At 51.3% G+C, this 25,975-nt stretch carries 20 protein-coding genes; 14 read left to right on the top strand and 6 right to left on the bottom strand.

Annotated features, from left to right (window positions below; genetic code table 11):
• Window positions 1-16: 16 nt before the first annotated feature.
• Window positions 17-1,009: a dTDP-glucose 4,6-dehydratase gene (gene rfbB, locus JOD55_RS03545; RefSeq protein ID WP_204398728.1), complete on the bottom strand. Its 993-nt coding sequence runs from the start codon at window positions 1,007-1,009 to the stop codon at window positions 17-19.
• A gap of 295 nt (window positions 1,010-1,304) precedes the next feature.
• On the opposite strand from rfbB, the gene JOD55_RS03550 reads away from it, so the two are divergent.
• The 9 genes from JOD55_RS03550 (at window position 1,305) to JOD55_RS03590 (ending at window position 14,105) form a co-directional block, all read left to right on the top strand.
• Window positions 1,305-3,047, top strand: coding sequence for a GH25 family lysozyme (locus JOD55_RS03550; RefSeq protein ID WP_204398729.1), 1,743 nt, complete (start codon window positions 1,305-1,307; stop codon window positions 3,045-3,047).
• A gap of 243 nt (window positions 3,048-3,290) precedes the next feature.
• Window positions 3,291-4,130, top strand: coding sequence for an NAD-dependent epimerase/dehydratase family protein (locus tag JOD55_RS03555; RefSeq protein WP_204398731.1), 840 nt, complete (start codon window positions 3,291-3,293; stop codon window positions 4,128-4,130).
• Window positions 4,131-4,189: 59 nt separating this feature from the next.
• Window positions 4,190-6,073: a rhamnan synthesis F family protein gene (locus JOD55_RS03560; protein ID WP_204398733.1), complete on the top strand. Its 1,884-nt coding sequence runs from the start codon at window positions 4,190-4,192 to the stop codon at window positions 6,071-6,073.
• The gene (locus tag JOD55_RS03565; RefSeq protein ID WP_204398735.1) at window positions 6,070-8,160 is read left to right on the top strand and encodes an acyltransferase family protein; all 2,091 of its coding nucleotides are present in this window, start codon (window positions 6,070-6,072) and stop codon (window positions 8,158-8,160) included. Before JOD55_RS03560 ends, JOD55_RS03565 begins: the two co-directional genes overlap by 4 nt.
• Entirely contained in the window at window positions 8,160-9,356 is a 1,197-nt protein-coding gene (locus tag JOD55_RS03570; protein ID WP_204398737.1) for an ABC transporter ATP-binding protein, read from the top strand. The genes JOD55_RS03565 and JOD55_RS03570 overlap by 1 nt, the downstream gene beginning before the upstream one ends.
• A gap of 41 nt (window positions 9,357-9,397) precedes the next feature.
• Window positions 9,398-10,495, top strand: a complete 1,098-nt coding sequence (locus tag JOD55_RS03575; protein ID WP_204398739.1) for a glycosyltransferase family 2 protein — start codon at window positions 9,398-9,400, stop codon at window positions 10,493-10,495.
• 44 nt (window positions 10,496-10,539) lie between these two features.
• Window positions 10,540-10,908: a GtrA family protein gene (locus tag JOD55_RS03580; RefSeq protein ID WP_275587056.1), complete on the top strand. Its 369-nt coding sequence runs from the start codon at window positions 10,540-10,542 to the stop codon at window positions 10,906-10,908.
• Window positions 10,909-10,915: 7 nt separating this feature from the next.
• The gene (locus JOD55_RS03585; RefSeq protein ID WP_204398741.1) at window positions 10,916-12,829 is read left to right on the top strand and encodes a hypothetical protein; all 1,914 of its coding nucleotides are present in this window, start codon (window positions 10,916-10,918) and stop codon (window positions 12,827-12,829) included.
• Between the two features lie 208 nt (window positions 12,830-13,037).
• Entirely contained in the window at window positions 13,038-14,105 is a 1,068-nt protein-coding gene (locus JOD55_RS03590; RefSeq protein ID WP_204398743.1) for an NAD-dependent epimerase/dehydratase family protein, read from the top strand.
• Window positions 14,106-14,251: 146 nt separating this feature from the next.
• Here the strand turns inward: JOD55_RS03590 and JOD55_RS03595 are convergent, their stop codons facing one another.
• The 3 genes from JOD55_RS03595 to JOD55_RS03605 form a co-directional block, all read right to left on the bottom strand.
• Window positions 14,252-15,157 carry a glycosyltransferase family 2 protein gene (locus JOD55_RS03595; RefSeq protein ID WP_204398745.1) on the bottom strand — a complete coding sequence of 302 codons (906 nt, stop codon included), beginning with the start codon at window positions 15,155-15,157 and terminating at the stop codon, window positions 14,252-14,254.
• A 76-nt stretch (window positions 15,158-15,233) separates the two neighbouring features.
• On the bottom strand, window positions 15,234-16,103 hold the full coding sequence (gene rfbA / locus JOD55_RS03600; RefSeq protein WP_204398747.1) for a glucose-1-phosphate thymidylyltransferase RfbA: 870 nt from the start codon (window positions 16,101-16,103) through the stop codon (window positions 15,234-15,236).
• Window positions 16,104-16,149: 46 nt separating this feature from the next.
• On the bottom strand, window positions 16,150-16,890 hold the full coding sequence (locus JOD55_RS03605) for a TIGR03089 family protein (RefSeq protein ID WP_204398748.1): 741 nt from the start codon (window positions 16,888-16,890) through the stop codon (window positions 16,150-16,152).
• Window positions 16,891-17,196: 306 nt separating this feature from the next.
• Here JOD55_RS03605 and JOD55_RS03610 point away from each other — a divergent pair, with 306 nt between their 5' ends.
• From JOD55_RS03610 to JOD55_RS03620, 3 genes are read left to right on the top strand one after another with little or no spacing between them, the layout of a single operon-like run.
• Window positions 17,197-17,481 (top strand): WhiB family transcriptional regulator, encoded by a 285-nt coding sequence (locus JOD55_RS03610; protein ID WP_204399698.1) that lies wholly within the window; start codon window positions 17,197-17,199, stop codon window positions 17,479-17,481.
• Window positions 17,482-17,486: 5 nt separating this feature from the next.
• Window positions 17,487-20,912 carry a glycosyltransferase gene (locus JOD55_RS03615; RefSeq protein WP_204398749.1) on the top strand — a complete coding sequence of 1,142 codons (3,426 nt, stop codon included), beginning with the start codon at window positions 17,487-17,489 and terminating at the stop codon, window positions 20,910-20,912.
• Between the two features lie 43 nt (window positions 20,913-20,955).
• Window positions 20,956-22,623 carry a DUF5719 family protein gene (locus JOD55_RS03620; RefSeq protein WP_204398750.1) on the top strand — a complete coding sequence of 556 codons (1,668 nt, stop codon included), beginning with the start codon at window positions 20,956-20,958 and terminating at the stop codon, window positions 22,621-22,623.
• Between the two features lie 107 nt (window positions 22,624-22,730).
• On the opposite strand, the gene JOD55_RS03625 is transcribed toward JOD55_RS03620, so the two are convergent.
• Window positions 22,731-23,168 (bottom strand): metallopeptidase family protein, encoded by a 438-nt coding sequence (locus tag JOD55_RS03625; protein ID WP_239538957.1) that lies wholly within the window; start codon window positions 23,166-23,168, stop codon window positions 22,731-22,733.
• Between the two features lie 211 nt (window positions 23,169-23,379).
• Here JOD55_RS03625 and JOD55_RS03630 point away from each other — a divergent pair, with 211 nt between their 5' ends.
• Complete coding sequence (locus JOD55_RS03630; RefSeq protein ID WP_239538958.1) at window positions 23,380-23,793, top strand: DUF3499 family protein; 414 nt, start codon at window positions 23,380-23,382, stop codon at window positions 23,791-23,793.
• Window positions 23,794-23,846: 53 nt separating this feature from the next.
• Here JOD55_RS03630 and JOD55_RS03635 read toward each other — a convergent pair whose 3' ends face one another.
• Complete coding sequence (locus JOD55_RS03635) at window positions 23,847-24,704, bottom strand: RDD family protein (protein ID WP_204398752.1); 858 nt, start codon at window positions 24,702-24,704, stop codon at window positions 23,847-23,849.
• A gap of 240 nt (window positions 24,705-24,944) precedes the next feature.
• On the opposite strand from JOD55_RS03635, the gene JOD55_RS03640 reads away from it, so the two are divergent.
• Window positions 24,945-25,937, top strand: a complete 993-nt coding sequence (locus JOD55_RS03640; protein WP_204398753.1) for a stage II sporulation protein M — start codon at window positions 24,945-24,947, stop codon at window positions 25,935-25,937.
• Window positions 25,938-25,975 lie beyond the last annotated feature (38 nt).

The raw sequence follows: 25,975 nt of genomic DNA on the forward strand, positions 1-25,975 counted from the left end.
TCAGATTCGAGTGTTTTCACTGGCCGTTCTCGCGGTACTTTGCTTCAACGGCTTCTTTTTGGCTACGCCACCAATCTTCGTTCTCGCGGTACCACGTGATTGTGTCACGCAAGCCATCGCGGAAGTTGGTGTAGTGTGGCTGCCAGCCGAGTTCTTCAACGAGCTTCGAGTTGTCGATAGCGTAGCGCTGATCGTGACCTGGACGATCATTAACGTGATCGAAATCGTTTGGATCGTAGCCAAATTCTTCAAGGATCAGTTTCGTTACTTCAAGGTTGGTCTTTTCGCCATTGGCGCCAATGAGGTAAGTTTCGCCGATGCGTCCCTTATTGATGATGTCCCACACAGCAGTGTTGTGGTCGAGAACGTGAATCCAATCGCGAATTTGCTCACCCGTGCCGTAAACACGTGGCTTAACGCCGTCGATCAAATTGGTGATGGTGCGTGGAATAAACTTCTCAATGTGCTGGTAAGGACCATAGTTATTCGAGCAGTTCGAGATTGTGGCAGGAATACCGAAAGAACGTGCCCAAGCTCGTACGAGATGATCTGATGAAGCCTTTGAGGACGAGTATGGCGAGGACGGTACGTATGCATCGCCTGGCTTGAATTTGCGATCTTCGCCAATTTCTAGATCGCCGTAAACCTCGTCGGTAGAGATGTGGTGAAGGCGTGTACCGTGGCGACGCACCGCTTCGAGAATCTGGTAGGTGCCGATGATATTCGTCGAGATGAATGGCCAAGGATCGCGCAAAGAGTTGTCGTTATGCGACTCGGCTGCGAAATGAACCACCACATCGGCGTCTTTGATCAGAGGATCGACGGTGTCTGCATCGGCGATATCGCCCTCAACGAGTTCAACGCGTTCAAGACCACTAATGGAATCAGCATTGCCCGCATAGGTGAGTTTGTCGAGCACAACGACCTGTGCTTCAGGCATGGTTTCTACTGTGGTGTGAACGAAGTTTGCGCCGATAAAGCCAGCGCCTCCAGTGACCAGTACTTTCATTCTTTTTCTCCTGTAGTTTCTCTTGCGTTCGCTACGCAAAGAAACGCGGTAGGCTTAGATTTGATTTGAATCACTACCAATTATACTTGGCGCAGATGTAGATTCGTAATATATACGACTACAGCGAACACGCGTAGTATTATAGACGGAATATTGCATTTAAGATGAAACGCCCTTTTGTCTGAATTAGTGGATTTTTGAGGCGTGGTATGAATCGGCGATAATCGGCGGTTATGCGCCTGAGAGAAGAGAATATAATATGAGCAGACGCACCCACAGACGTACCTTGAGGAAAGTGGCAATTCCATTAGCTGTGATTAGCCTTTTGGGAAGTGGTGTTGCCGGTACTGCAACGGCAGACGTCTTTGTAGCTGATGGAGCAACCGTGGAAACTCCAGGGCAGATCCCTGATAACCCACGTAAGCCATTGCCACAACGAATTGATGAGTCCATTCCAAACGACGCCACGATGGTCACGCAAGACCTCGCGTTGTTGAAAGACGGAGAAATCAAGAAAGTTTCCACAGGTCAATCCGTAACAGATCCAGCAATTGTGGGAAGCCCCTCAAAGCAGCCAGATCCATTGGCAAAAACTGGCGGCGAGAAATTCATTCCAGTTCCCGTCAGCGATGTGCGTGAAGCTATTGATGATCTCAAAGATCAAAATGGTGCTCAGTCTACTAATGGCACTGCACCGGCAGCATTTGATGGTGGCGTAAAAGCTGGCACAACGGCTGATTCGACCGATATCTCCTCGGTGGCTACTACTGACTTGGTCTACCGCAGCCGAAGCGGAGCAATTACTCCCACTGCGCTTCCTGGCAACCGGTACGGAGCCTACTGGGGTTGGTATAACAACACGCAGGCATTCTTTGAGGGTAGTGGTGCGCTCTTTGCTCAGCAAGCAAAAGGAGTCATCGACGTCTCGAAATACCAGGGGATCATCGATTGGAATACGGCAAAAGCGAACGGTGTTGAGGGTGCCATCATTCGAATCGGCTACGGTTCTGGCAACCCGATTGATCCGCAGGCCATCCGAAATATTTCTGAGGCAAAGCGACTAGGCATCCCATTCGGCGTCTACCTTTACTCTTATGCAGAATTTGCCGGCGACGGAACCCTCGAGGGACGCAGCACTGTTGATCTGTTGCGTCAAGCCGGAGTGAACCCAGGAGACCTTGCCTACCCGGTTTACTACGACCTTGAGCAGTGGACTTGGGTTGGGCACACGCCTCCCTCGAGCCCTGCTGTATATGAGCAGATCGTCAATGAATGGTGGGCGCAACTACAAGCGGCTGGTTACAATAATCTTTCTCTGTATTCGTACAGAAGTTACCTCAACAGCGCGCTAAATTCGGCGAGCTTGCACCAGCGCACCCATTGGGTAGCTGCTTACAGTTCCTACGTTGGCTTCAATTTCCCTGCGAATTTCCGTGGCTGGCAGTACTACAGCGAGGGTCAAGTTCCTGGAATCGTGGGAAATGTTGATCTCAATGCCTTTGGCAATAAAGATTTTTACGAAGATCTTCAGCTCGCGTGGATTTTAAGAGCGGAGCACATCGATGTGGGTGCGGCATTTGCTAATTATCCGACTGCCAACATCGAGTATCTATGGCAAGCCTATGATGTGAGCAATCAGACGTGGCAAACGATTTCCGGATGGACTCCTGCGAACTGGGTCTCGTGGAATACTTCCATGGGAGTGTACTGGCTTCATGTAGAAGCACGAGACAAGGCAACGCAAAAAACGCTCGGGTCGCGCACAATTCCCTTCAACTACACTGCAGGTACGACTGCGATTACTGGAACGTACGCTGGCTACACTAATTCCGGTATTTTGCTCGGTATGAGCTCAAATAACCCCAATGCGCGCTATATCACGAAGATTTATGACTATGGACGAAAGACGTGGGTAGCGCAGTATTACGGGCAGTGGGCGATGTGGACGCCGGTGCCAGGAGTCTACTGGGTACGTTACGAACTGTATACTTCCGACGGTCGATTGGCGGACGCGCGCACTTATCCATTTGGTGTGTAACTTCGCTGTTCACAGTGTGAAGTGGAGTGAGGTGTGGCTTGAGTAGTGGCGGAAGTTGCGGCACTCCAGCAGCACTCGAGTAGCTCTCCAGCGGTACTCCATATGAAGCGTGACGTCATAACTAGTATGCGGTGGTTTTTCTAAACCACCGCATACTGCGCTATGTGGCATTTTGATATGTGAATGTGTGAACTTGCCTGTGAATCACCGAACATTTGGGTGTGGCAATGTATATTAAAAGGCATGAGTAAAAGAATTCTTGTTACGGGTGCTGGTGGATACATCGGACGTCATGTTGTTACAGACCTCCTCAATCGTGGAATGGATGTCTCGGTTGTCGATTTCCGAACCGATGGCATTGACGAACGCGCTGAGGTCATCGACGAAAATATCTTCTCGGGTGCTGAGGATATCTACGATCGACTCAAGCGACCAGACGTCGTCATCCACATGGCATGGCGTGACGGATTCGTGCACAATTCGCCTGCTCATATTGACGACTTGCCAGCGCACGCTCATTTCATCGAAAACCTGTACAAAGGTGGCCTCAAACAGCTCGTTGTGATGGGAACGATGCACGAAGTCGGATACTGGGAAGGCGCTATTACAGCAGATACGCCCACAAACCCAGAGTCGATGTATGGAATCGGCAAGAACGCGCTGCGCGGTCTAACTGCTCTGTATGCAAAGCAAAATGATGCCATTATGCAGTGGGTACGTGCGTACTACATTGTGGGCGACGACGCTCGCGGCAACTCGATTTTCTCCAAGCTGTACAAGGCTGCGCAAGAGGGTAAAAAGACTTTCCCGTTCACCACGGGAAAGAATCTCTATGACTTCATTTCGGTTGACGAACTGGCACACCAGATTGCTGCAGTGGCGCTACAAACTGAAGTTACCGGCGTCATCAACGCTGCTACTGGGCAACCAATGTCGCTCGCAGATCGTGTAGAGAAGTACATTGTGGACAACAACCTCGACATTTCGCTTGATTACGGCGCATTTCCGGATCGCCCGTACGATTCTCCAGGCGTATGGGGAGACGTTGAAAAAATCACCAAGGTGCTAAACATCGCGGGCTAACACGATTTAGTGCTTCATCTGTTATTTAGCAAAGCAATTTTACGATTGAGGAGTGCCTAGTGGCTGCCATAACGTCAGACGCAAAACGACTTGGAATTTTCTTTTTCTACGATTCGCAGGGAATCGTCGATGATTACGTCGACGTCTTGCTCGCGGATATGAAAAAGAATCTCAGCGAACTGGCGATTGTGGTTAATGGCTATTTGGCACCGAAAAGCTATGCGAAGCTTCGCAAGTTTAGCTCGAACGTGATCGTGCGCGACAACCAGGGATTCGACGTCTGGGCCTACAAGACGATGCTCGAGCACTACGGTTGGGATAAGCTCGCCGAATTCGATGAGGTTGTCCTCTTCAACGCCACTATTATGGGACCGGTTTATCCCTTTGAGGAGATGTTCTCCTCAATGGCAAGCCGCGATCTTGATTTCTGGGGCGTTACTACCTACCACTATTATCCTGGCGATCCGTTTGGAACTATGCCAGAGGGATACATTCCAACGCATTTGCAGTCGCACTTCCATGCCTACCGCAAATCTTTGGTGACGAGCAAGGAATTCCAAGAGTACTGGGACACCATGCCGATGATCGTCTCCTACACCGATTCGGTGGGCAAGCATGAAGCGCCTTTCACGCAGCGTTTTGAACGTTTGGGATTCAAGTGGGAGTCCTATGTGGATACGTCTGATTTGGCGGATTTTACCAATCAGCCGATCGTGTTCGCGGCCAAGAAATTGCTTGAGGAAAAGCGCTGCCCGATTTTCAAGCGCAGGTCCTTCTTCCATGATTACGACGACGTTCTCAACCAGTCCGTTGGAAACGCCACGATGGATTTGTATGAGTACCTGCGCGATCACACTGATTTTGACACCAACCTGATCTGGAACAACGTATTGCGCACGTTGAATATGGCTGATCTGGTACGAAATGCCAAGCTCAACTATGTGCTCTCGGACGCTGTTACTTCCTATGATATTGCGGCATCCAAACAGCGTGTAGCGCTTATCTTGCACGTTTATTACATGGATTTGCTCGAGCAGACGCTCAATTATGCGTGCTCTATGCCAGAAGGCTCCGATATTATCGTGACGGTAGCCGGTGAAGATAAAGCTGCTCAGGTGCGCCAAGCCTGTGAGGGTCTGCCATATAACGTGCAAGTGCGGTTGATCGAGAACGTTGGACGTGATGTGAGTGCACTTTTGGTGGGCGTTAAAGACATCATCAACGACTACGACATCGTCTGCTTTGCCCACGATAAGAAAGTCACGCAGCTAACCCCGCACTCAAAGGGCGATGGTTTTGCACTTAAGTGCTTTGAAAATATCTTGGCTTCCAAAGAGTTTGTTGCGAATGTGATTGAGAAATTCGAGCAAGAGCCACGGCTTGGTCTCATGGCTCCAACTGCACCAAACCATGCAGAGTACTTCTTGCCGTATGCCAACGGCTGGGGGCCAAACTTTGATAATACCCGCAGGCTCTTGAAAGATATGAATATCGAGGTGCCTTTGGATTCGAGCAAGGAGCCGATTGCTCCACTTGGTACGATGTTCTGGTTTAGACCACAAGCTCTCAAGCCGCTCTTTGATTTGGATTGGCAGTGGGAAGACTTCCCACCAGAACCAAATAACATCGACGGCACATTGCTTCACGCAGTGGAGCGTGCCTACGGCTACACAGCTCAAGGTTCAGGCTATTTCTGCGCGTGGGTGTTCTCCTCAACATTTGCTCGGATTGAACTCACGAACCTCTCGCATGAATTGCAGCAGTTCTCTTATGCTTCTGCGGTGCGTTTTGGGGGCGGTACTGCTTTTGACATGCTGCGGGCACTCAAGTCTGGAAGCGTCGTCAAAACGAAGATTCGCCGCGTGTTGAGCGTCGTTGTGCCCAATAAGTTGCATGCTCCTGCATGGCGCGTTTATCGGAAAGTGCGAGGAGTTATTCGATGACGCTTACCTCAAACCACGCAACAGGTATGCCAGCTGCGCGACCAAAAAAACGCATATTTTATTTGGACTTTATTCGCGCGCTCTCTGTGCTAATTATTGTCCTCACGCATTTTAATAATCCATTCCTTGCCAACAACGGCTACCTGCTAACTAACACTCCGTTTGGTATTTATGTTGGCGGGCTTGGCGTTTCGGTTTTTTTGATCATTTCTAGCGCTGGTCTAACGATTTCTTATAAGCGCCCGATCAACCTGAAGCGGTATTTTAAAAAGCGTTTCCTCAACATCTACCCTATGTTCTGGATTGCGTGGATTGTTGCGTTTGTGTTCTTCCGGTTTATCTACGGCACGCAGTCGATTGGCCACGGGCCTATCGAAACATTACCGCTAACTATTTTGGGTTTCGACGGTCTTGCGGCGCTCTTCGGAATGCGCACGATGTTTATCGTCGGTGAGTGGTTTTTGGGGTTTATCATCATCTATTATTTGATATTCCCGCTGCTCCTCTGGGCTATTGACCGGCGCCCTGCGATTTCGGCTCTGGCGATTATTGCTATTAACGTCGGATCGCTCTACGCGCTCACCCATTACCAGCACACGTTTGAACCATCAGCTATGATTCCGGTTCGTTTAATTGAGCTTGCATTTGGAATCTACTTCGCAAAATATGTCAAACATGTAGCGTGGTACTGGTCAATTCCAACGGTTTTCATTTTGCTTGTAGGTGCGGCTTTCCCCGATCTTCAGGAGAATCTCACGACGGCGATAGTCGGGCCAGCGTTCTTTGTTTTGCTTGCGATTATCGGGCAGCAATTGGATAACAGGTTCGTGCGGCTTCCGGTATCTCTCATATCGAAATATTCTTATGCGGTGTTCTTGACGCATCACGTTATCATTTTGTGTGCATTTATGACCGTGAATGTTCCAGCATTATCGCAGCTATACAAGTGGGTGCTTTTTATCGGCCTCAACCTCGTTATTTTTGTGGTCTCGGTGGTGCTCTTCCACGTCAATGATTACGTCGTCAAGGGTTTTAGCGCGGTGTTTAAGAAGCTTAAACCGAGTAGAGATGCGGCCGTTCCGGCGCGGGAAACGGTGGCGAGCGACGACGTGCGCTCAGGGGCGAATGCTGCGCCGGCGTCGTCGGTGGCTAATTCGGAAGGAAATGAAGCCGACATGCGACCTGACTTCGCGAATGCCCAAGAACGCTTCGAGTGGCTTGACCAGCAAAACCTCAAGCCGGTTGTGCCGAAGGCCGGATTTTTTACCGGCACGATAGCTTCGTACCGCGAAATCTGGAATCACCGCGGGTTGCTCTCGCTTTTTGCGAAACGTGAATTGAAATCGCGCTATAAAGATTCCACGCTCGGCTACTTGTGGACCTTGGTGCGGCCGCTAATCAACTTGTTGATTTACTATTTTGCGATTGGAAAGGTGCTTGGCGCGCAGCGGGCTATTCCTGACTTCGCCATCTACGTTTTTGCAGGACTGACGGCGTGGGGTCTCTTTGCTGCGATCGTTTCGGGATCGACGTCATCAATTTTGGCAAATGCGGGTATCGTGAAGAAAGTATTTTTGCCACGCGAATTGTTCCCGCTCACGTCCACAGCGTCTGCACTGGTAGATTTTGTGTCTCAGATGGCGATCTTGCTTTTGGCTGCCACAATTATTAGAGATATCAATCTGCGCAATTTTGTGATTTACGTGCCGATTTCCCTGCTCGTGGTAGTGGTGTGGGCGCTCGCATTTGGTTTGATTCTCGCGGCCTTGAACGTTTACATGCGCGATATTCAGTATTTGGTAGAAGTCGCGATAATGATTGGTTTTTGGCTCACTCCGAGCGTCTACTCTTTTGCGATGATCGCGGATTGGGCATCGCCAATCATCACTAAACTGTATCTACTCAACCCTGCCACGATTGCAGTTATGGGATTCCAAAAGGGTACGTGGGCTGCGGGCGAGGCTGCGATTTGGCCCTCTGAGCTCTTCGATAGATTGGCGATTATGCTGATCGTTGGAATCGTAGTGCTGTTTATCGCCCAAAGAATCTTTGCAGTGCTGCAGCGGAATTTTGCCCAGGAGATGTGATGGACATTCGACCTGACGTTATTGAAATTGATCGAGTCGCAAAGAAATTTGTGATTCATAAAGATAAATCTCTCAAAGAGCGAGTAGTCAATGCTCGCCGCTCCAAGACGTACAAAGAAGAGTACTGGGCGCTCGATGACGTGAGTTTTGCTATCAAAGCAGGACAATCGATTGGTTTGGTCGGCCCGAACGGTTCAGGGAAATCCACACTTTTAAAAGTTATCGGTGGGATTCTTTCGCCTGATCGGGGGGAAGTGCGCACCAGAGGAAGAATCGCGGCGCTGCTCGAATTGGGTGCGGGTTTTCATCCTGATCTCACTGGTCGCGATAACGTCTATCTCAATGGCGCAATTTTAGGTTTATCTCGCGCGGAAATTGATCGCAGTTTCCAAGATATCGTCGACTTTTCCGGCATTGGAGAGTTCATCGATACGCAGGTGAAATTTTATTCCTCGGGAATGTATGTGCGTTTGGCTTTCTCTGTGGCGGTGCACTCGGATCCCGACATTTTGCTTGTTGACGAAGTTCTCGCTGTGGGCGATGAGCCTTTCCAAAAGAAGTGTATGGATAAGATTCGGCAGTTCCAACAAGAGGGAAGATCCATTATTCTCGTATCTCACTCGGCAGCGCAGATCGTTGACGTGTGTGATTCTGCGGTAGTGCTGCAATCTGGAAAGCTCGTTTACTCTGGTACGGCACGCGATTCAATGAAGTACTTGCACCAGATGTATCAGAAAGCGGCAGCTATTTCACGAAATCAAGCAATTGATGAGGACGCTATGAAAATCGTTGATGTTGCTTTCCACAAGCTTGGTGCCCAGGGCGAGGGGCAATCGACGTTCACTCCTGGCGACGATCTCACAGTGAAGGTGCAATTGCGTGCCATTGCACCTGTGATTACAGATTATGATCTGGTTCTTTCGATTGAGTCGGTAGCTGGCCAACATATCGTTTCGATGGACACTCGGAAGATGGACATCACATTGCCGCATTTTTCTGCGACAAAGGCGATAGATATTGATTTACCGAATCTCAATCTCGGCTTGGGTGATTACCGAATTGAAGTTTTGCTGCTTGATTCAAACGGTTATCAGGTGGATTCGTTGCGTACAGAGGATTTATTGCAGGTTCGAGGAGAATCAGTGACCAGCGGAGTTATTAGCGTCAAGCCGCGATTGACCGTTGCTGGGGAATAGAGTCTGCGATTTGTGCAGGTTGAAAGGTTGAAAAGGAAAACATGAAGAAGAAAGTCAGTGTAGTAATTCCTTGCTATAACGAGGAGAAAAGCGTACGAGATATGCATTCGCGGCTTGTGTCGGTTTTTTCTCAATTGCCTAAATATGATTTTGACATCGTATTTGTTGACGATTATTCCACCGATGAAACCCGCAGCATTATCCGTCAGCTGGCTCAGGAGGATTCGCGCGTACGTGGAGTGTTCAACGCACGCAATTTCGGTTTTCACCGGAACGTGTTCCAATCCCTGACCTATGCCCTGGAAACCGGAGCCGATGCGGCATTCATGCTCTTTGGCGATCTGCAAGATCCACCGGAAAATCTGCCTCAGTTTATCGAGCAGTGGGAAGTAGGCTTCAAAGTAGTCGTAGGACAGCGTCGCTCTTCGGACGAACGCCATATTATGAAGTTCAGCCGATGGCTGTACTACAAGGTTATTGACTGGTTTGCTGAGACGAATCAGATTTCTGCTTTCACTGGATACGGGCTCTACGATAAGGAATTCTTGAATATCCTCGCAGAAATCGGCGATATTCAGCCTTTCTTCAAGGCGGTTGTTGCAGAATATGGTTTGTCTACAGCGATTGTCAAATACGATCAAGCTAAGAGCTCACGTGGAAAATCAAACTTCAATTTCTTAAAGAACTACGACTTCGCAATGCAAGGCATTACGTCGTCTGCCAAGCTATTGATGCGTCTGGCGACTTTCATTGCGGCAGCGATTGCACTTATTTGCATTGCCCTGACCGTCTTTGTGTTCGTGCGAAAAATCGCCGATTGGAATGCTTATCCGGTGGGTGAAGCTTCGCGGACGATCGGGATTTTCTTCCTCGGAGCGATCCAACTTTTCTTCATTGGCATTCTTGGGGAATACATTTTGACGATCAACGGTAGGGTTGTGCGCAAGCCGCGAGTCGTGGTTGGTGAACGAGTCAATTTCGGCCCGCAAGCCTTGCATGTGCATGAAGGTACTGTTCGCAACGATTTGGCTCACGACGACGAAGGCTTGCGTACCGCTGCAGTCACCGAAGATATTGGGCAACCTGCGAGCGCAAAGACACAGAGTGTAAACAGCGAAACTGAAAAAGAACTATCTTGAACACCGTAAAATTTTACGAATTCGTCAGGCAGTTTAGCCGTTTTTTGGTAGTAGGCGGGCTATCTTTTTGCGTTGATTTTGGCTTATTTTTGCTACTGTTTTCTGTTGGCATGCCAAGAATTCCAGCAAATATTACGTCGTTTTCGGTGTCGCTTATCGTCAACTATATTCTGTCAAGAATGTTCGTATTTGAGGCAGCCAAAGATGTAAAAATTGCCAAAGAATTTACTGCCTACGTCGGTCTAAACGCAATAGCCTTGGGCTTAAATACTCTCATTCTTGAACTGTGTGTTACGTGGATTCACCTTTCGGCACCAGCTGGTAAAATTATCGCTACGGGAATTGTGCTCATATACAATTTCTTTTCTCGAAAAATGCTCATTGAAAAACTCTCGAAACGCAACAACAATTAGGAACAAGATGCCAACAGAAAAGTTAGATCGCTTGCATGATCTTGGAAAACGCTTTGAAAACAACGTCGTTGAATCGCGTGTCGGATCTTATGTTCGCAATAGCTTCTCGCCGCGGATCGCCGATTGGTTTTTTGCAGGTGCGATTCTCGTATTCTCGTTCTTTACTTTCTTGTATGGCGATATTTTAGCCACTTATGAGCATTCTTTTAACTTTCTAGATGCGCTTTTTTCAGGGCATATTCGCGATTTCTATCAGCTTGCTATCGACCACAACAGTTTTGGGCATCCAGCAGTTTATGATTTCCCCATCTACCTGTTGTTTGGACTATGGAATCTTCCGACCTACATCATTCATCATCTCACCGGATTTGATTATTTACAGTCCATCCCAGCGCTGCTGTGGCTCAAACTAGGAATCACGTTATGCGTCGTTTTGGCTGCGCGTGCTTGTGTATTGCTTGCACGAGATCTAGGCCTTTCTAAAGACCGCTCGAAATGGGTTGGCTTCTTTTTCCTCACCTCAATGACTGTGGTTGTACCAGCTTTCGTGATCGTACAGTACGACATCATCATGGTACTGGTGGTTTTGTTCGGTTTACGTGCGTATTTGGCCGATAAGAATCTGAGCTTTGTCCTGTGGTTCATGCTAGCGAATACGCTGAAGCTCTTCTCGGTGTTCATTTTTATTCCACTGTTGTTGCTCAAGATAAAGAAATTGCGTTATGTGTTCGGTTATCTTGCGCTGGGAATGGCGGGTATCGTCTTTTCGCGGTTGTTGTATGCGGGAGATACTGCTTATAAGGCTTCAACGGCAGGTTTTTCTTCGGGTATGCTCAACCGCCTGACGGACGTCAAACTGCCGTGGTATCCGGATAGTCCTTACGGTATTCCACTGTTTGTGGTGGCAATTATCTTGATTGCAGTATTCTCGTATGTGAAGCTCATCAATACGAAACGTGAGCTGGCAGTATGGACTGTCTATATCTGTTGCGCAGTATTTTTGGCATTCGTGTGCTTGGTTATTCTCAATCCATATTGGGCAATTCTCGTTGCGCCGTTCCTTTGCGTCATGACGTTCCTTAATAGGCGCTACTTGCTCTTGAATATTTTATTGGAAACCGGAATAAGCACCGCTGTGATGGTCGTGTATATCTTTGTTGGGTATCCAATTTACAATCGAAATATCCTTGATCGCTTGGTGTTTGGCCATGTTATTGAAGCTCCGGAAAAGCCGCGTTTTGGTGTTCCCACCCAGTTCCTCGCTGCTGTTGGTATCGATAAAACGATGGTTCCGTTTATCGTTGGGTTCCTCTTCGCTTGCGTCATCGCTTTCTTGATCGTCAATTTCCCTTCGCGCATTTTGGCACAAGACGTTGAACTCCAGGCAGAGAAAGAAGATCGCGTGCCGCTGTCGGCGATATATTTCCACATGGCAGTACCGCTTGGCTTTATCTTGATGCTGCTTGTTATCTATATCGTGCCAGCGAAAGTACCTGCATATTCGGCAACATCTGAGCATCCAGTGCCAAGTGCTTCCAATCTGTTGGAGAAAAACGCACAGTTTACTGAAACCTTTGTGCCCTCACGCACCATTAACTCTCGCATTGTCGAGATAGGAATCGAGGCGTCGTCGGTAACGTGGATTGATTCTTCGCTCATTCACTTTGAGATCAAAGATAATACTGGGCAGGTTCTATTTGCTGCTGATACGCCTGCAAACATTATTGGCACTGGCGCGTTGACGGTAAAGACAGACGGCTTTGTATTCGAGAAGGGTAAATCTTACCTGTTCAGCCTCTCTAGCGCACAGACAGAGGGTGCAGCGGCTTATGTGCTTATGAATAAGCAGCGTGATGAATTTGTCTCCACTGAAAATGGCGTGGAGGTCAAAGGGGACTGGTCGATTCAAATCTTTGAATAAGGCAATTCAATCTGGTATCGCCTGAGCAATTTCTGAGCTGTGAGGCGCTGTACGGCTCTGCGCTGCCCAGTTTGACGCTTTGGAGATATGCAACAGTGTCTCTTCCATAGCGCGCGTGTTGCGCCGAGTTTGGTCAATGTTTCACGATTTAATTAAGTTGCTTGGTATACTGATACAGGTTTTTCTGAAAGAAAGAGAGTTGTGAACAATGAATAGTGTTGGCTATGCGCTCGTGACGGGCGGTGCGGGATTTATTGGAGCTGCACTATCCACATACCTTGCTGATCACTATTCGCGCGTGGTAGCTGTAGACAACCTTCTGCCACAAGTTCACCCAACTCAAGAACCTGCATATGGTTTTGACTCCCGCGTGGAACTCCTCGTGCAAGATATTCGTGACGACGACGGTTGGGATCGTCTCTTGGATCAATACGGCGCGCCAGACGTCGTCGTGCATCTTGCTGCGGAAACGGGAACCGGACAGTCGCTGGAGTATTCGACGCGACACACCTCTGTGAACGTCGTCGGCACCTCCGCAATGCTCGATGCATTCACTCGCCATAGCGTTGTACCAAACCGTTTCGTGTTGTGTTCCTCGCGTGCTGTCTACGGTGAAGGTGCTTGGCGCTACGTTGAAGGCGATAAATCTGGGGAACTCTTTTACCCAGGGATGCGCACAAAAGCAATGTTTGAAGCCCAGCAATGGGATTTCGCTCATGCTGAGCCAGTGGCGATGAACGGCGAATGTGTTGAGCGTCGCCCAGAGTCTGTTTATGGCGTTACGAAGAGCGCACAAGAAGATTTGATTAAGATTTGGTGCGATGCTTTTGGCTCGGAAGTAGTTATTTTGCGCCTGCAAAACGTCTATGGAGTTGGCCAAACTCCGGATAACCCTTATACCGGAATTATGTCGATCTTCTCCAAGATCGCGCAGGCAGGTCAGCAGATCCAGCTGTACGAGGACGGCGATGTGCGCCGAGATTTTGTAAATATCGACGACGTGCGTGATGCGTGCATTACCGCTCTCGAAGTGGAGTCTGTGCCTTCGCATCCGATTGACATCGGCTCTGGACGCTATACAACCATTGCAGAGGCTGCTCAGATCATTGCCGACTATTACGGTGCTCCTGAACCGGTTGTTACTGGGCAGTGGCGTCATGGCGACGTGCGCCATGCATGGGCTGATCCTGCACTAGCACGCGATTTGCTGGGCTTCACCTCACAGGTTGATCTTGCTACTGGTCTAAACCGACTGGCTGGCTGGATTGCAGGTTAAGACGGTGCGCTGGTTAGTGCAGCTCGTTGCCTAAATGCTGGCAGCGTGCCTGTGCATAGCGCCTTAAATGCTCAAATATCGCCCAACCAAATATTGCGCGTCCAAACAGTGCCTAAAATCCTCACTGGCATCAAACGCTCAAAGGCTCAGTACTTCCCGGTTCGGTTGAGAATTCCGTGAATGAGGCCGCGCGCAATGAATACTGCTCGTTTGCGCCGCTGCGGGGCGCAAACGAGGTTGAAGCCCACATATTTTATAAGCCACAGCAGGTAGCCGGCGATCCAATGCTTATTCAAAAGTCCGGATTTGCATAGCAAGATAGTATTGCGAGTGAGGTAATAGTTCCGGATTGGGGAGTGCACATGCACTGGCTGCGCGCGAAATGGCACAGTAGCTGTGCGATCACCCAGTGAGTGTGCAAGCGTAGTAGCAGTGGTGACGGCGAGTTTCCCACCTGTCGCTCGGGCGCGTAAACACCACTCCAAATCCACATGGTCGATAAAGTATTCGCTCTTCATCGTGCCCACCGCTTCGAAGCAGCGGGCGTCAATCAAACACCCAGAAGCGAGCAAAAACGCCGGCTCCACATAGCGTTCTTTGAGTTCAGCCTTGGTGGCGCGGCGCGGACCCCATTTTCGATCCATGTAGACGAGTTCGTCCCCGCCATCGTTCTCGTCCCGAATATAGGGGCCGACGGCGATCGCTCCAGTTTCATCCATCGCTTCGCACAGTTTCACAACCATATCTGATTCTGGAAGCGAATCCTGATCGGATAAGAGCACGTGGGTAGCACCAGCTTCGAGCGCGATTTGGATTCCGATGTTCTGTGCGTAGGCGATTCCAAAATTCTCGTGCAGCTCAACCAGCTGGGCGCCACAGTTTTCAGTAGCTAAACGCAAATCTGCACACTCTTGTGCAGTTGAACCATTGTCAACAACGACGCATGCGTCAACCTGCTTGCTCAGAGTGCCAATGAGCTTGTGCGTCAAAGAATCTGGGTGATAAGTGATAACAACTGCCCAAATGTGTGGATGTGAATTCGTAGTGGTCATAAAAATCCTTTGGTGGGCGGCCAATTCTGGCCGCCCACCAGTACAAGTAGTTCCACGTCAATGTGGCGTTATCGGATCACTTACCTTGAGCGAGAACCTGCATGAGGTATTCGCCATAGCCAGATTTGCGCAGTGGTTCGGCGCGCTCGGCCAGTTCGTCGTCGTTCAAGAAGCCCATGCGCCATGCGACTTCCTCAGGGCAGCCGATCTTTAGGCCTTGACGTGCTTCAACAGTGCGGACAAATGCGGTTGCGTCGGCCAGTGAATCAAATGTGCCGGTGTCGAGCCAGGCTGTGCCACGTGGCAAAACTTCCACTGCCAGCTTGCCAGCCTCGAGATATACCTTATTCACGTCTGTAATCTCGTATTCGCCGCGAGCCGATGGCTTAAGATTCTTAGCGATCTCCACAACGTCGTTATCGTAGAAGTACAGACCAGGCACGGCGTAGTTGGACTTCGGCTTAGCCGGCTTTTCCTCGATCGACAGCGCGCGGAAGTCCTCGTCAAACTCCACCACGCCATAGCGCTCAGGATCCATCACGTGGTAGGCAAATACCGCACCGCCGTCGGGATTAACATGCCGGCGTAACTTCGTGCCCATACCGTGACCATAGAAAATATTATCGCCCAATACCAGAGCCGCTGGTTCATTCCCAATGTGCGAGGCACCAAGCACGAAGGCTTGAGCGAGCCCATTCGGCTCCTCCTGCACGGTGTAGGAGAGGTTAACGCCCAGCTGTGATCCGTTGCCCAAAAGGCGCTGGAACTGATCAAGATCGTGCGGTGTAGTGATCACCAGAATATCTTGGATACCCGCAAGCATGAGGGTAGTCATCGGGTAGTAGATCATAGGCTTGTCGTACACCGGAACGAGCTGCTTCGACGTGCCGAGAGTGATCGGATGTAAACGTGTGCCGGAACCGCCGGCCAAAATAATTCCTCGCATACCTTTATTTGTACCTGACTATGCGCCGTATTGCGAGTGTATTTGCTCAAAAATTGAGAATTTGTGCCTTTTCTTCGCTTGCGATGGTCTGCACGTCGGCATCTTTTCGGGCGACGGTCACTAGTGTGATTGACCGAGAAAAGCAGCTGTAGCTGGCAAAAAACGCATCAACAGCACTGGGATGAGGCACTACTATAGCTCGGTGAGAACCGTCGTCGGGAAAAACGCCCTCTCGCTGCAGCCCTTGTCTGTCGCCGGAGTTGCAGCGCAGTTCACGATAATTTGATTCGCTCGAATCTGCGTCCACGAGCAGCGCGTCGGCATAACCGAGCACTTCGGCGGCACCATCGTAAACTGGCGCTGGGAGTTCGTCGCCATCCCAGCTCAAAGCTAAATCGGACAGCGTCAGCGCAACGAGGAAATCGCCGTCGTAATCTTGCGCTACGCGGTGCGGATCAGAGGTGATGACGACGTCGTCGCGCCCAGTTTCGATAAGAGCTTTGCGTTGTTCCTGCTCGTCGTATTCGCCGATAAAAATAACCTCAGCTCCGCAGATCAGGGCGGAGAGCGTCCACATCACGCTCTTCCAATGGGCAGGAAGATCGAGCAGCACACGAGTTGTGGGAACAACCTCACATTCTTCGGAGAGGAAATTCGCGATTTTGGCGATGTGGTTGGCGCAAACTTTGCCAGAGAGCTCGATACGGGCATAGTCTCCATACCAAATAAGGGCTGGGTTTGTGCCAGATGAGATCAGGGAATGGTAAAGCTCCAAAGGATTTTTCATACCTCTATGCTTCCATATTTATCTCATATATGCGCAGCGTATAAGGTGTTCGATCTCGCATAGGCGTTTTTGAGATGCAAAGGGAATAAATGACGGTCCGTAGCATAAAACCGCTTCCATTTTCCACGCCAAAAATGAAATAGTGCAGTTTGCCTTATCGTCTTGACTTTTGGTGTATAACACGCGTGTAATTTACATAGTAAAAGAAATCTCAGAAGGGGCGAATCTATGTTGCACGATGCTTCCGACAGCCGTAAACGCACGGCCGACTCGGCTGGCCTTGACGCGCAAGTTGCACAGAGCCTCATGCAAGGGATTTTCAACCTAGGCTATGGAACGAGCGGCCTAGCAGATCTTTCATGGATGGAAGATGCGCTGTGCGCTCAAACTGATCCTGATATTTTCTACCCAGAAAAGGGTGGTTCCACCGCTCCAGCGACGTCTGTATGCAACAGTTGCTCGGTGCGTGCTGAATGTTTGGATTACGCCGTCACCAACGACATCCGACACGGTATTTGGGGCGGCACATCTGATAATGACCGCAAGCGGATGTCGCGTGAACGCAAGATCGCTCGAGGCGGAAGTCGATAGTTTTCGTGGCCGCAGCAAGTGCTGAACACCTGATCCTGCGCGAAAACGTTCTTGCAATCATTGTTTCTCATGGGCAAGACGATGAATATCTGTCTCAAACTCTGCGAGCAGTGTGTGAGCAGACCTGCACCCCTGAGCATATATATGTAGCTCGTCCGCACAGCTCCTTGGCCAGTTCCGCCCTAGATGTTGATGCTCTTTTGGAACGAGGCGTAATAACTGCAAGTTTTGCGCGTGAGCGACTGAGTTTTGTTGATAGTGCAGGCGCACGGAACTTCGGTGAAAGTGTCGCACGTGTTCTCCAGCGTGTTGGTGCAAGCAAGGAAAACAACAGTGGTGATGTGGCTACGGTAAGCGAAACGCCGTCGTCTGAATCCACACTCACGAGCGAAGAAACACAACAAAACGCGCAAACCCAGCCAAACGAACAATCTCAACATAACGCACAGTCGCGACAGAACGAACGAAACTGGTACTGGCTCCTCCATGCCGATAGCGCCCCAAACGCGGACGCCCTCGACGTCCTCCTGCGCAAAGGCGAGACCTCGACGCGAATTGGAGCGATTGGCCCAAAACAAATCTCGTGGGATTCAGACTTTGATGGAACACGAGAGTTGCTCGAAGTGGGAATTAATGCCACGCGCAGTGCCCGCCGAGTTCCTGAAATTGACGACGGCGAGCGAGATCAAGGCCAGTACGACTCGCGCGAAGACGTACTGGGTATTGGTACGGCTGGCATGCTCGTGCGAGCTGATCTGTACCATGAGCTGGGCGGCTTTGATCCATTCCTCGGCCCCTTTGGTGATGGCTTGGAATTTTCCCGGCGTATTCGAGCAGCTGGCTATCGCGTGGTAGTTGCTCCAGCTGCGCAAATACGCCATGCGCGGCTGTCGCTTTCGAGTCGGCACGAACTGCGCTCCGCGGAAGCCGCCGATTCTGGCTCGCAGCCAGCGAAAGCTGCGGATTCTGGCTCGTACACTGATGAATCCAGTTCGCGAGCCGCGCACTCGCGCTCCCAGGGCACTGAGTCTAGCTTTGCTGCACGTCGTCGTGCTCAGATCTTCAACAGTTTACTCACCATGCCCCGTTGGCAGGTGTTTATCGCCTGGTTGGGCTATGTATGTTTGGCAATACCACGCGCTTTGATTCGACTCGCTTTTCGCGACTTTGTGCGCGCCCGCGGTGAATTGAGAGCAGGCTGGGATATTCTCACCTCCTTCACACATGTGCGTCGAGCCAGGGGCGCCTTAGCGCGTCTTGGCGGTAACGCCGCAGGCATTGAGCAATTGGAAGCGACTTCCTCCACAATTCGCGCCGTCAAACGCGAAACGAAGAAGTCCCGCTCCGAAGCAGTAAAACTCTTCGCACTGCCAGATCCACTGACTCGCCAAGCGCAGGCGAGCTTGCGCTTGTATACCCGCAAAGGCGGCATAGCAACGCTCTTATCTGCGCTTTTAGTGGCATTGCTATTTAATCTTCCCTATATTTCCGACGGTGTGCTCGTCGGTGGCGGTCTCTTGCCAGACCACTCCACCGGCCAGCAGCTGTGGGACGCAATGCGCGAGTCTTGGCTCGCTTCCGGAGACGGCTATTCAGTACCCATTGATGCGCTGTGGGCAATGTATTTGCCGGTATTGCTGCTCGTTGCGCCATTTGGGATCACGTTAGGGCAGCTCATCACCGTCACGATGTACGTGGCATTCCTGATCGGTGCGTTAGGTATGTATCTGCTCGCCGGGCGATTCACGAAGTCGTGGATCGTGCGCTATATTGCTGCGTTGCTTTGGATTGTGGCACCGCCATTGCTCGAAGCCCACGCTACTGGTCACGTTGATGTAGTTATCGCCCACGCACTAATGCCACTGACTATCTGGGCAATCATCGGTGCGTGGCGCAAAGTGCCTGGCACGCTCGGCTGTGCGGCTCTTTTAGCAGCTGCTCTCAGTGCGGCGGCGCCAATCCTACTCGTATTGACGCTCATCGTTGCAGCTCTTGGTCTTATCATCACTCGCCGCCTTATTTGGCTGTGGCTGCCTATGCCAAGCCTTGCAGCTCTGCTGCCGCTGCTGCGCTTCGTGGCACTGAATCCGTCCTATTGGCTGCCAGCGCTCTTTAGCTCACCAAATTCGCATATCGCCACAAACGCCCAGCCGAGTCGGATCCTTTTTGGTTTTGTGACCCACAATTTTGCATGGCACGGGTGGGATGCGCTGCTGTTTATCCCGCTGCTCGTGATCGTGTGCGTAGCAATTTTAGCCTGCCTGCGTAACCAATACTGGCTGAGAATCCGCGGTGCATGGCTCGTGGCTTTAGGTGGCATGGCGCTCGCTATCGGAGCAAGTTACGTTACGATATCCAGCATTTTTACTAATGATGGCATGACGCCGGTGCACGCTTGGCCTGGCATCGGACTCTCCTTGTGCTGGCTTGGAATAGTTGCGGCCATTGTGATGGGCGCCCACGGCTTAAAATCGACTCTTCGCCAACGCTCTTTTGGTCTTGCCCACCTGCTGGGATTTCTCTCGATGCTCGGTGTGCCGCTGGCAATTATGGCGATTGTGGTGCAGTGGACGCATATTCAAGTTACAGCGGACCCTGTACTCGGTTCGGCGCCCGCGCAGATCGTGCCGGCACTAGCACAAAATAATCGCGACTCAGACGAGAGCTCTCGCGTGCTTGCCCTAGAGGCCCGTCCGAATGGAATTGACGCCCAAATCTGGCGGATGGACGGCATGCAGATGCACGAGATGCCCATAGGCCGTGCCATTTCCGGCGTTGGCGGCCGTCCAGACCCGCTCATCGAACGCACGATCGCTGATCAGCACCCCGATATAGACGATCGGGCCACGACTGATCTCAAACAGATCATCGCAAATATCACCGCAGGTTCGCGTGATGTTGCACCGAAACTCGGCGAACACGCGATTTCGGTGGTACTGGTGCCTCCGGCGTCGGCACAAGCGGTGCGAGGGGAGCGCGCTAAATTGATCTCCTACCTCAACGCCGTACCGGGCTTGGAGCGGGTCACCGAAAACGAAACAGGCGAATTCTGGCGAGTTTCGGTGGCGGATAATCCTCACGCAAGTACGGCTGCGTTGCGTTTAATTACCGACGACGGCGGTGTGGTCACCACAGTTCCAGCGCAGCGTTATGGTGCGAAAACGGAAATTTCGGTGGCGAAAGCGAGCACGTTAGTGCTAGCCGAGCGCGCGTCGTCTGGCTGGAAAGCTGAGGTAGATGGCGTGGAACTGGAAACAAAACCGGGAGATTGGGCGCAGGCATGGAGTGTTCCTGCCGGGACGGTTGGTCAGCTGCGCATTATACACGAAGACCGCATCTCAACTCTGCTCCTGATTATTCAATTGGCTGTGGCGGCGATTGGGCTGGTCGTGGCGCTACCTTTGCGTCCTGAACGCGCAGAATCGCAGTGAGTAATGGCAGTGCCCAACCAAGAAGCTTAGGTGGTGAGAAATTATGAGTGATGAAAATCCGATAGAACGCGATAGCGTGCAGCTCGAGCCAGTTGTTTCTTCTCACGATGAGATAACTGTTCAAGACGGCGAGCAAAATTTCGCAAAAACAGCTGCTCAAACTCACCAAATTTCTCGCACAAGGCGGCGCCGGCCAACTATTAAACTGCGTACTTTGGCAAGCATGCTGGTGGTGATAGCGGCGATGAGTGGGCTAGCGCTCGCGGCCTTAAACGCACCTGAAATCAAACACACAGCGAAAAGCGCGGAGCTAGTGGCACCGCGAGGCGGCACGCAGGCCTTGGCTTGCACAGATGGTCTTCACCCTGCCATTAAAGGCGGAACCAATATCGGGAATGTCGATCAGCAGGTAGCGGGCTGGGCAGGAATGATGTACCAGCCCAATATTGCCACGGATCCGATCCCTGAACTCACGTGGAAATCGTTTGGTGCACAGCCCATCGCTTTTGCAAAGAATTTGCTGGCTCCGGCGCAAATCCCCGTCAATACCTTAGGTGCGCGTGCGCTCAATGGTTCAGTGCTCATCGAACGCGCCAACGAAGAAATTGGCGATCTCATGGGTACCTCAATGCACCGGGCACAAGCAGGTGATTTGCGCGGGCTTGCATCGAACCCCTGCCAATGGGCACAAAATTCTTTGTGGCTCGTGGGCTCAAATACGAAGCTTGGCACATCAAATCGGCTCGCCATTGCCAACCCTGGCACGCACCCGATTCAAGTGAATGTAGAAGCCTACACGTCCGTTGGGCGAGCCGAATTAGGCGCAAATAAATACATTAATGTGGCTCCTGGAACGACGAAGAGTCTCAGCCTCGACGGACTCATTCCAGCCGATCCACGGATTGCTTTGCATCTGAGCACAGACTCTGGGAAATTCACTGCATCGCTGCAATCTTCGCAGCTCGATGGATACAAACCGAAAGGTGTGGACTTCCTCAAGCCCGGCGTCGCGGCGCGAAGTGTATTCATTAGCGGCTTGTACCTGCCACCTGGCAAATCGGGTCCGGATGCCGTTGCTGATTCTCGGTTAGCAAACCAATCTGAATTGGTCGATCCGCACGTTAAAGGTGAAATAAGGCTCGTGAATGCCGAAAAATCGGTGCGGAAAGTCAATATCAAGACCGTCAACGCTCAAGGAGAAGTCAATCCATTACCAGGTGGCGAGGGCGTGACTGTTGCGCCGGAGGCGGTATTGGATCTCACCTTGGACGGCTTAAAGGCTGGTAGCTATTCGCTGATCGTGGAGGCCGACGGCGAGATTTCCGCAGGTGTCAACCTCACGTACACGACCGACTCAGGGGAAACCGATGGCTCGTGGCTCGCAACCCAGCTCCCGTTTAACAATGGTGGAGCAGCTCTTGGCTTTGCCAATGGCAAGCTGATGATCACAGCTAATAAGTCTACCTCCATCACCTGGACGGCATATAAAGACGACGGCGCCCGGATCGATTCGCAGGACGTCAACGTTGCCGCGATGACTGCTATTTCTTTGCCAGGTGGTACTGCATATGTGACTGTGGAATCGGCCGATCCGGTTTACGCTTCGATTGCAGCCTACGTAGATCTCAACGGGGCGCCGGGGATCGATTGGATACCGCTGACGTCGAATACTTTCGATTCGAGTTCCGTTCGTATCGCCACGCAAAACTAGGCGCTGCATCTGACCAAAACTAGGGGTTGGCGCGCCTCGGGCTAAGCGAATATCGGGCAAAGCGAATAATTGCGGCAGACCTGCCGTAACGCAGTTGAATCCTCACGTTAATTGAAGAGGTAATCGATCTCTTCGGGATCTTTACCCAGCGCCGTAGCGATATGGTTGGTCACTACTTGGTGAATGAACAGGCGCGGATGCGGCTCTTTGCGTGCTGCCTCGAGAATCGGCATGCGATAAAACAGGATGCGTGCTCGTATTTTTGCAGGTCGCTCAAAGGGTAGAATACGACCGAGCGGAACGCCGTCTTCCCACGGTGCAGGATCGTTTTGCGGAACGTCTAACACGGCAAAATCGTAGCGCTCAAGCTTCTTGCCAAGGTGGCGGTGGTATGTACCAATATCCCAAGCGATGACGTCGTCAAAAATATCCGCACGGGTGCGCCACGCAGGTGCCGACGGCGGTATCACAGGTCCGCGAAAGCCACGGCCGTGCCGGTCGCGTCGTTTCGCGTTGCTGCGCGAGGGGATATTGATTAGGTCCACGAAACTATCGTATCCAATTTCTCGATTGGAGAAGCAGTGCTGGTGCGGCAAAGGTGGAAAGCCGATGCGGTAATGAGCACAAAATGTGATTATAAGAGGGCAACACAGGCTGAGTTCTTCGAAAAAGCCACTGCGTGGTGCTATGTTACGAATTATGAGTCACATCCGTCATTGTTCACGAAGAAACTGCAAAGAACCTGCAGTTGCGACTATGACGTACAGTTATCGCGATGCTACAACCGTGGTTGGACCACTCGCGCCAACTCCACAGCCTGGTGCTTTTGATCTGTGTGCCGATCATGCGCTGTCGGTCACTGTGCCGATGGGGTGGCAGTTAGTGCGGCTCATAACGGATTTTGAACCTGTGCCGCCGTCCACCGACGATCTCACAGCCTTAGCAGACGCTATTCGGGCGGCGTCGAAAAAAGATGTTCCTCCACCTCAACCTGCACGTCGTGAAGTAGTGCGGCCAGCAGTAGATCTCAATCGGGCGCCGCATCCGCGTCCTAAATTTACCGTTGTTGAGGGAGGGGCAGCTCAGAGTGCAGATAGCGCTGTTCATGAGCAAGCTGAATCGCAAACTGCATTGAGCGCGATTCCACCCCAGGACGAACTGCACGATTGACGGCAGCCGTTATTTCCGCGCCTATTACTGCTTCTTATTGCCGTGCGCTTAGATTATTGCTGCACAGAGAATGGGATTTTCGACAGGGAATCAGAAAGCCTGGCTCGTCGCTGGCGAATTACATTACCGCGCGTGTACTCCACGTGGTGACGCACGGTCACAAATGCGGCAATGAATTCTTCAGGATCAGTTCCCCACGGTGGCGGTGGTGCTACGTAATTTTCGGCTGCTGCTGCGAGTACCCGAGCTTGCTCGGCTCGTGCGCGCGGATCTAATTTTGATCGCGACCGGAAATGATTCGATATGTTGAGAATGAGGCCACCAGGCGCTTCACGGGTTTGCACAACTTCTGCCCAAGCCATTAGCCGAGGGGAAATCCCAAATTTATGCTCAGTTTTCCTACCTTTGGGCCAACGCACCACATAAGTACCCGCCAACATATCGCCCAAACGTTGCGCGCGATTATTGAACAGCATGACGAAAAACGCGATTGTATAGCCGCAAAACCAGCCTTCAACTACGCTTACTGCGCTACGAATAAACGATTGACGCAAAGTGAGCGAACCGCCGTCGAAACGAACTACTCGAGTGCCCGTTGCTAAGCGTCCCAGCGAAGCGCCACGAGTCAATCCACACAAGAGAGCAGGGATAATCCACATCCACAGGGCGACTATTAAGATCGTGAGCGTGCGCGTTGTTGCGGGCGTCATTGACGCTGACCACAAGTTCAATTCATACACGCAGTAGAACATGCAGATGCCATAGGTGAGCGCATCAATCGCGGCCGACGCAAGGCGGGTGACGACGGTGGCGGATGGCATCTCTAAGGCAACTGCTTCACCAGTGATGATCTCTTCCCCAAAGTAACCCTGTTTCTTAAGGAGCTCCGAACTGGTGTTATTTCTGCGCATGCATTCAGTTTACCCAGAAAAATGCGCCGGCGGGTAAGGGGACGGGTTATGGGTGGCTACTACGCGGGTAGGAGACGGGAAGGGGACGGCGAGGACGCGGGAAGGAATGCGGGTAGGACGCGGGTAGGAGATGGGAAGGAATGCGGGAACGAGACGGCTACGCGGGAAGGAACGCGGATCAGCGGCACGTCAGAGGTGAAAATCTGGCCTTTGTGGCACAAAATATGGCAAAGTGGAGGAGTGGATTCATTAGCATTTGCCAAAACTCACCAAGAATCGTGGGATCGCCTTGATTATCTCTCACGACGACGCGTCCTCAGTGGTTCAGAAAGCGATGAGTTTGCGCAGCTCTATCAGAAAACAGCTGGTGATTTAGCTGTTGTGCGTGCACATGCGCCTGATCCTGATCTCATTTTGAAACTGTCGGCGATCTTGGGGCGAGCGCGCTCGCGGCTGACGGGCACCACTTTTTCACCGATCAAAGCGATCACGACTTTGCTCACGGTAACTCTCCCATTGGCTTTTTACCGCATTCGCTGGTGGAGTGCGGTAGTTTCGCTGGCTTGCGTGGCACTCTTTACGGCTGTGCTCGTCACATTCATTGTGAATCCAGATCTTTTGGCAAACGTAGGAACGGAGCGAGAACTCAATAATTACGCTAATAAGGCATTCCAGGCCTACTACGTTGAGTACTCCAATTCGGACTTTGCTGCTATGGTCTGGACGAATAACGCGTGGATCGCCCTGCAATGCGTTGCTGGTGGCGTAACGGGTTTCTTCCCGCTAATAGTGCTATTCCAAAATTCAACACAGGTGGGTCAATCCGGTGCTGTTCTCTACCATTACGGTTCAATTAGTGAGTTTTTCCAGCTAATTCTTCCACACGGGCAGCTTGAGCTCTGTGCAATTTTCGTGGCAGGAGCCGCGGGGTTGAAAATATTCTGGGCGTGGGTAAACCCTGGGCGCCGACCTCGCACCGAAGCACTCGCTAAAGAGGGTCGCCAAACGATGATGGTTGGTTTTGGGCTTATTCTCGTGCTGTTTATCTCGGGTTTGATCGAAGGCTTCGTGACGCCCTCACAATTGCCCTGGGGAGTGAAAATTGCCATTGGTTCGATTGCTCTCTTGGGCTTTTGGGCATGGGTAATTTTCTTCGGGCGTCGTGCTTCCAAGCGGGGGCTTAGCGCAGACCAATCTCAAAAAGAAGTCGGCTGGTCAATCGCATATAGCTAATAATTGCATACTTCCTGTGCGTCAAGGAACCGCCAAGA

Origin of the sequence: Arcanobacterium pluranimalium, from assembly GCF_016907845.1 — a bacterium.
GTDB lineage: Bacteria > Actinomycetota > Actinomycetes > Actinomycetales > Actinomycetaceae > Arcanobacterium_A > Arcanobacterium_A pluranimalium.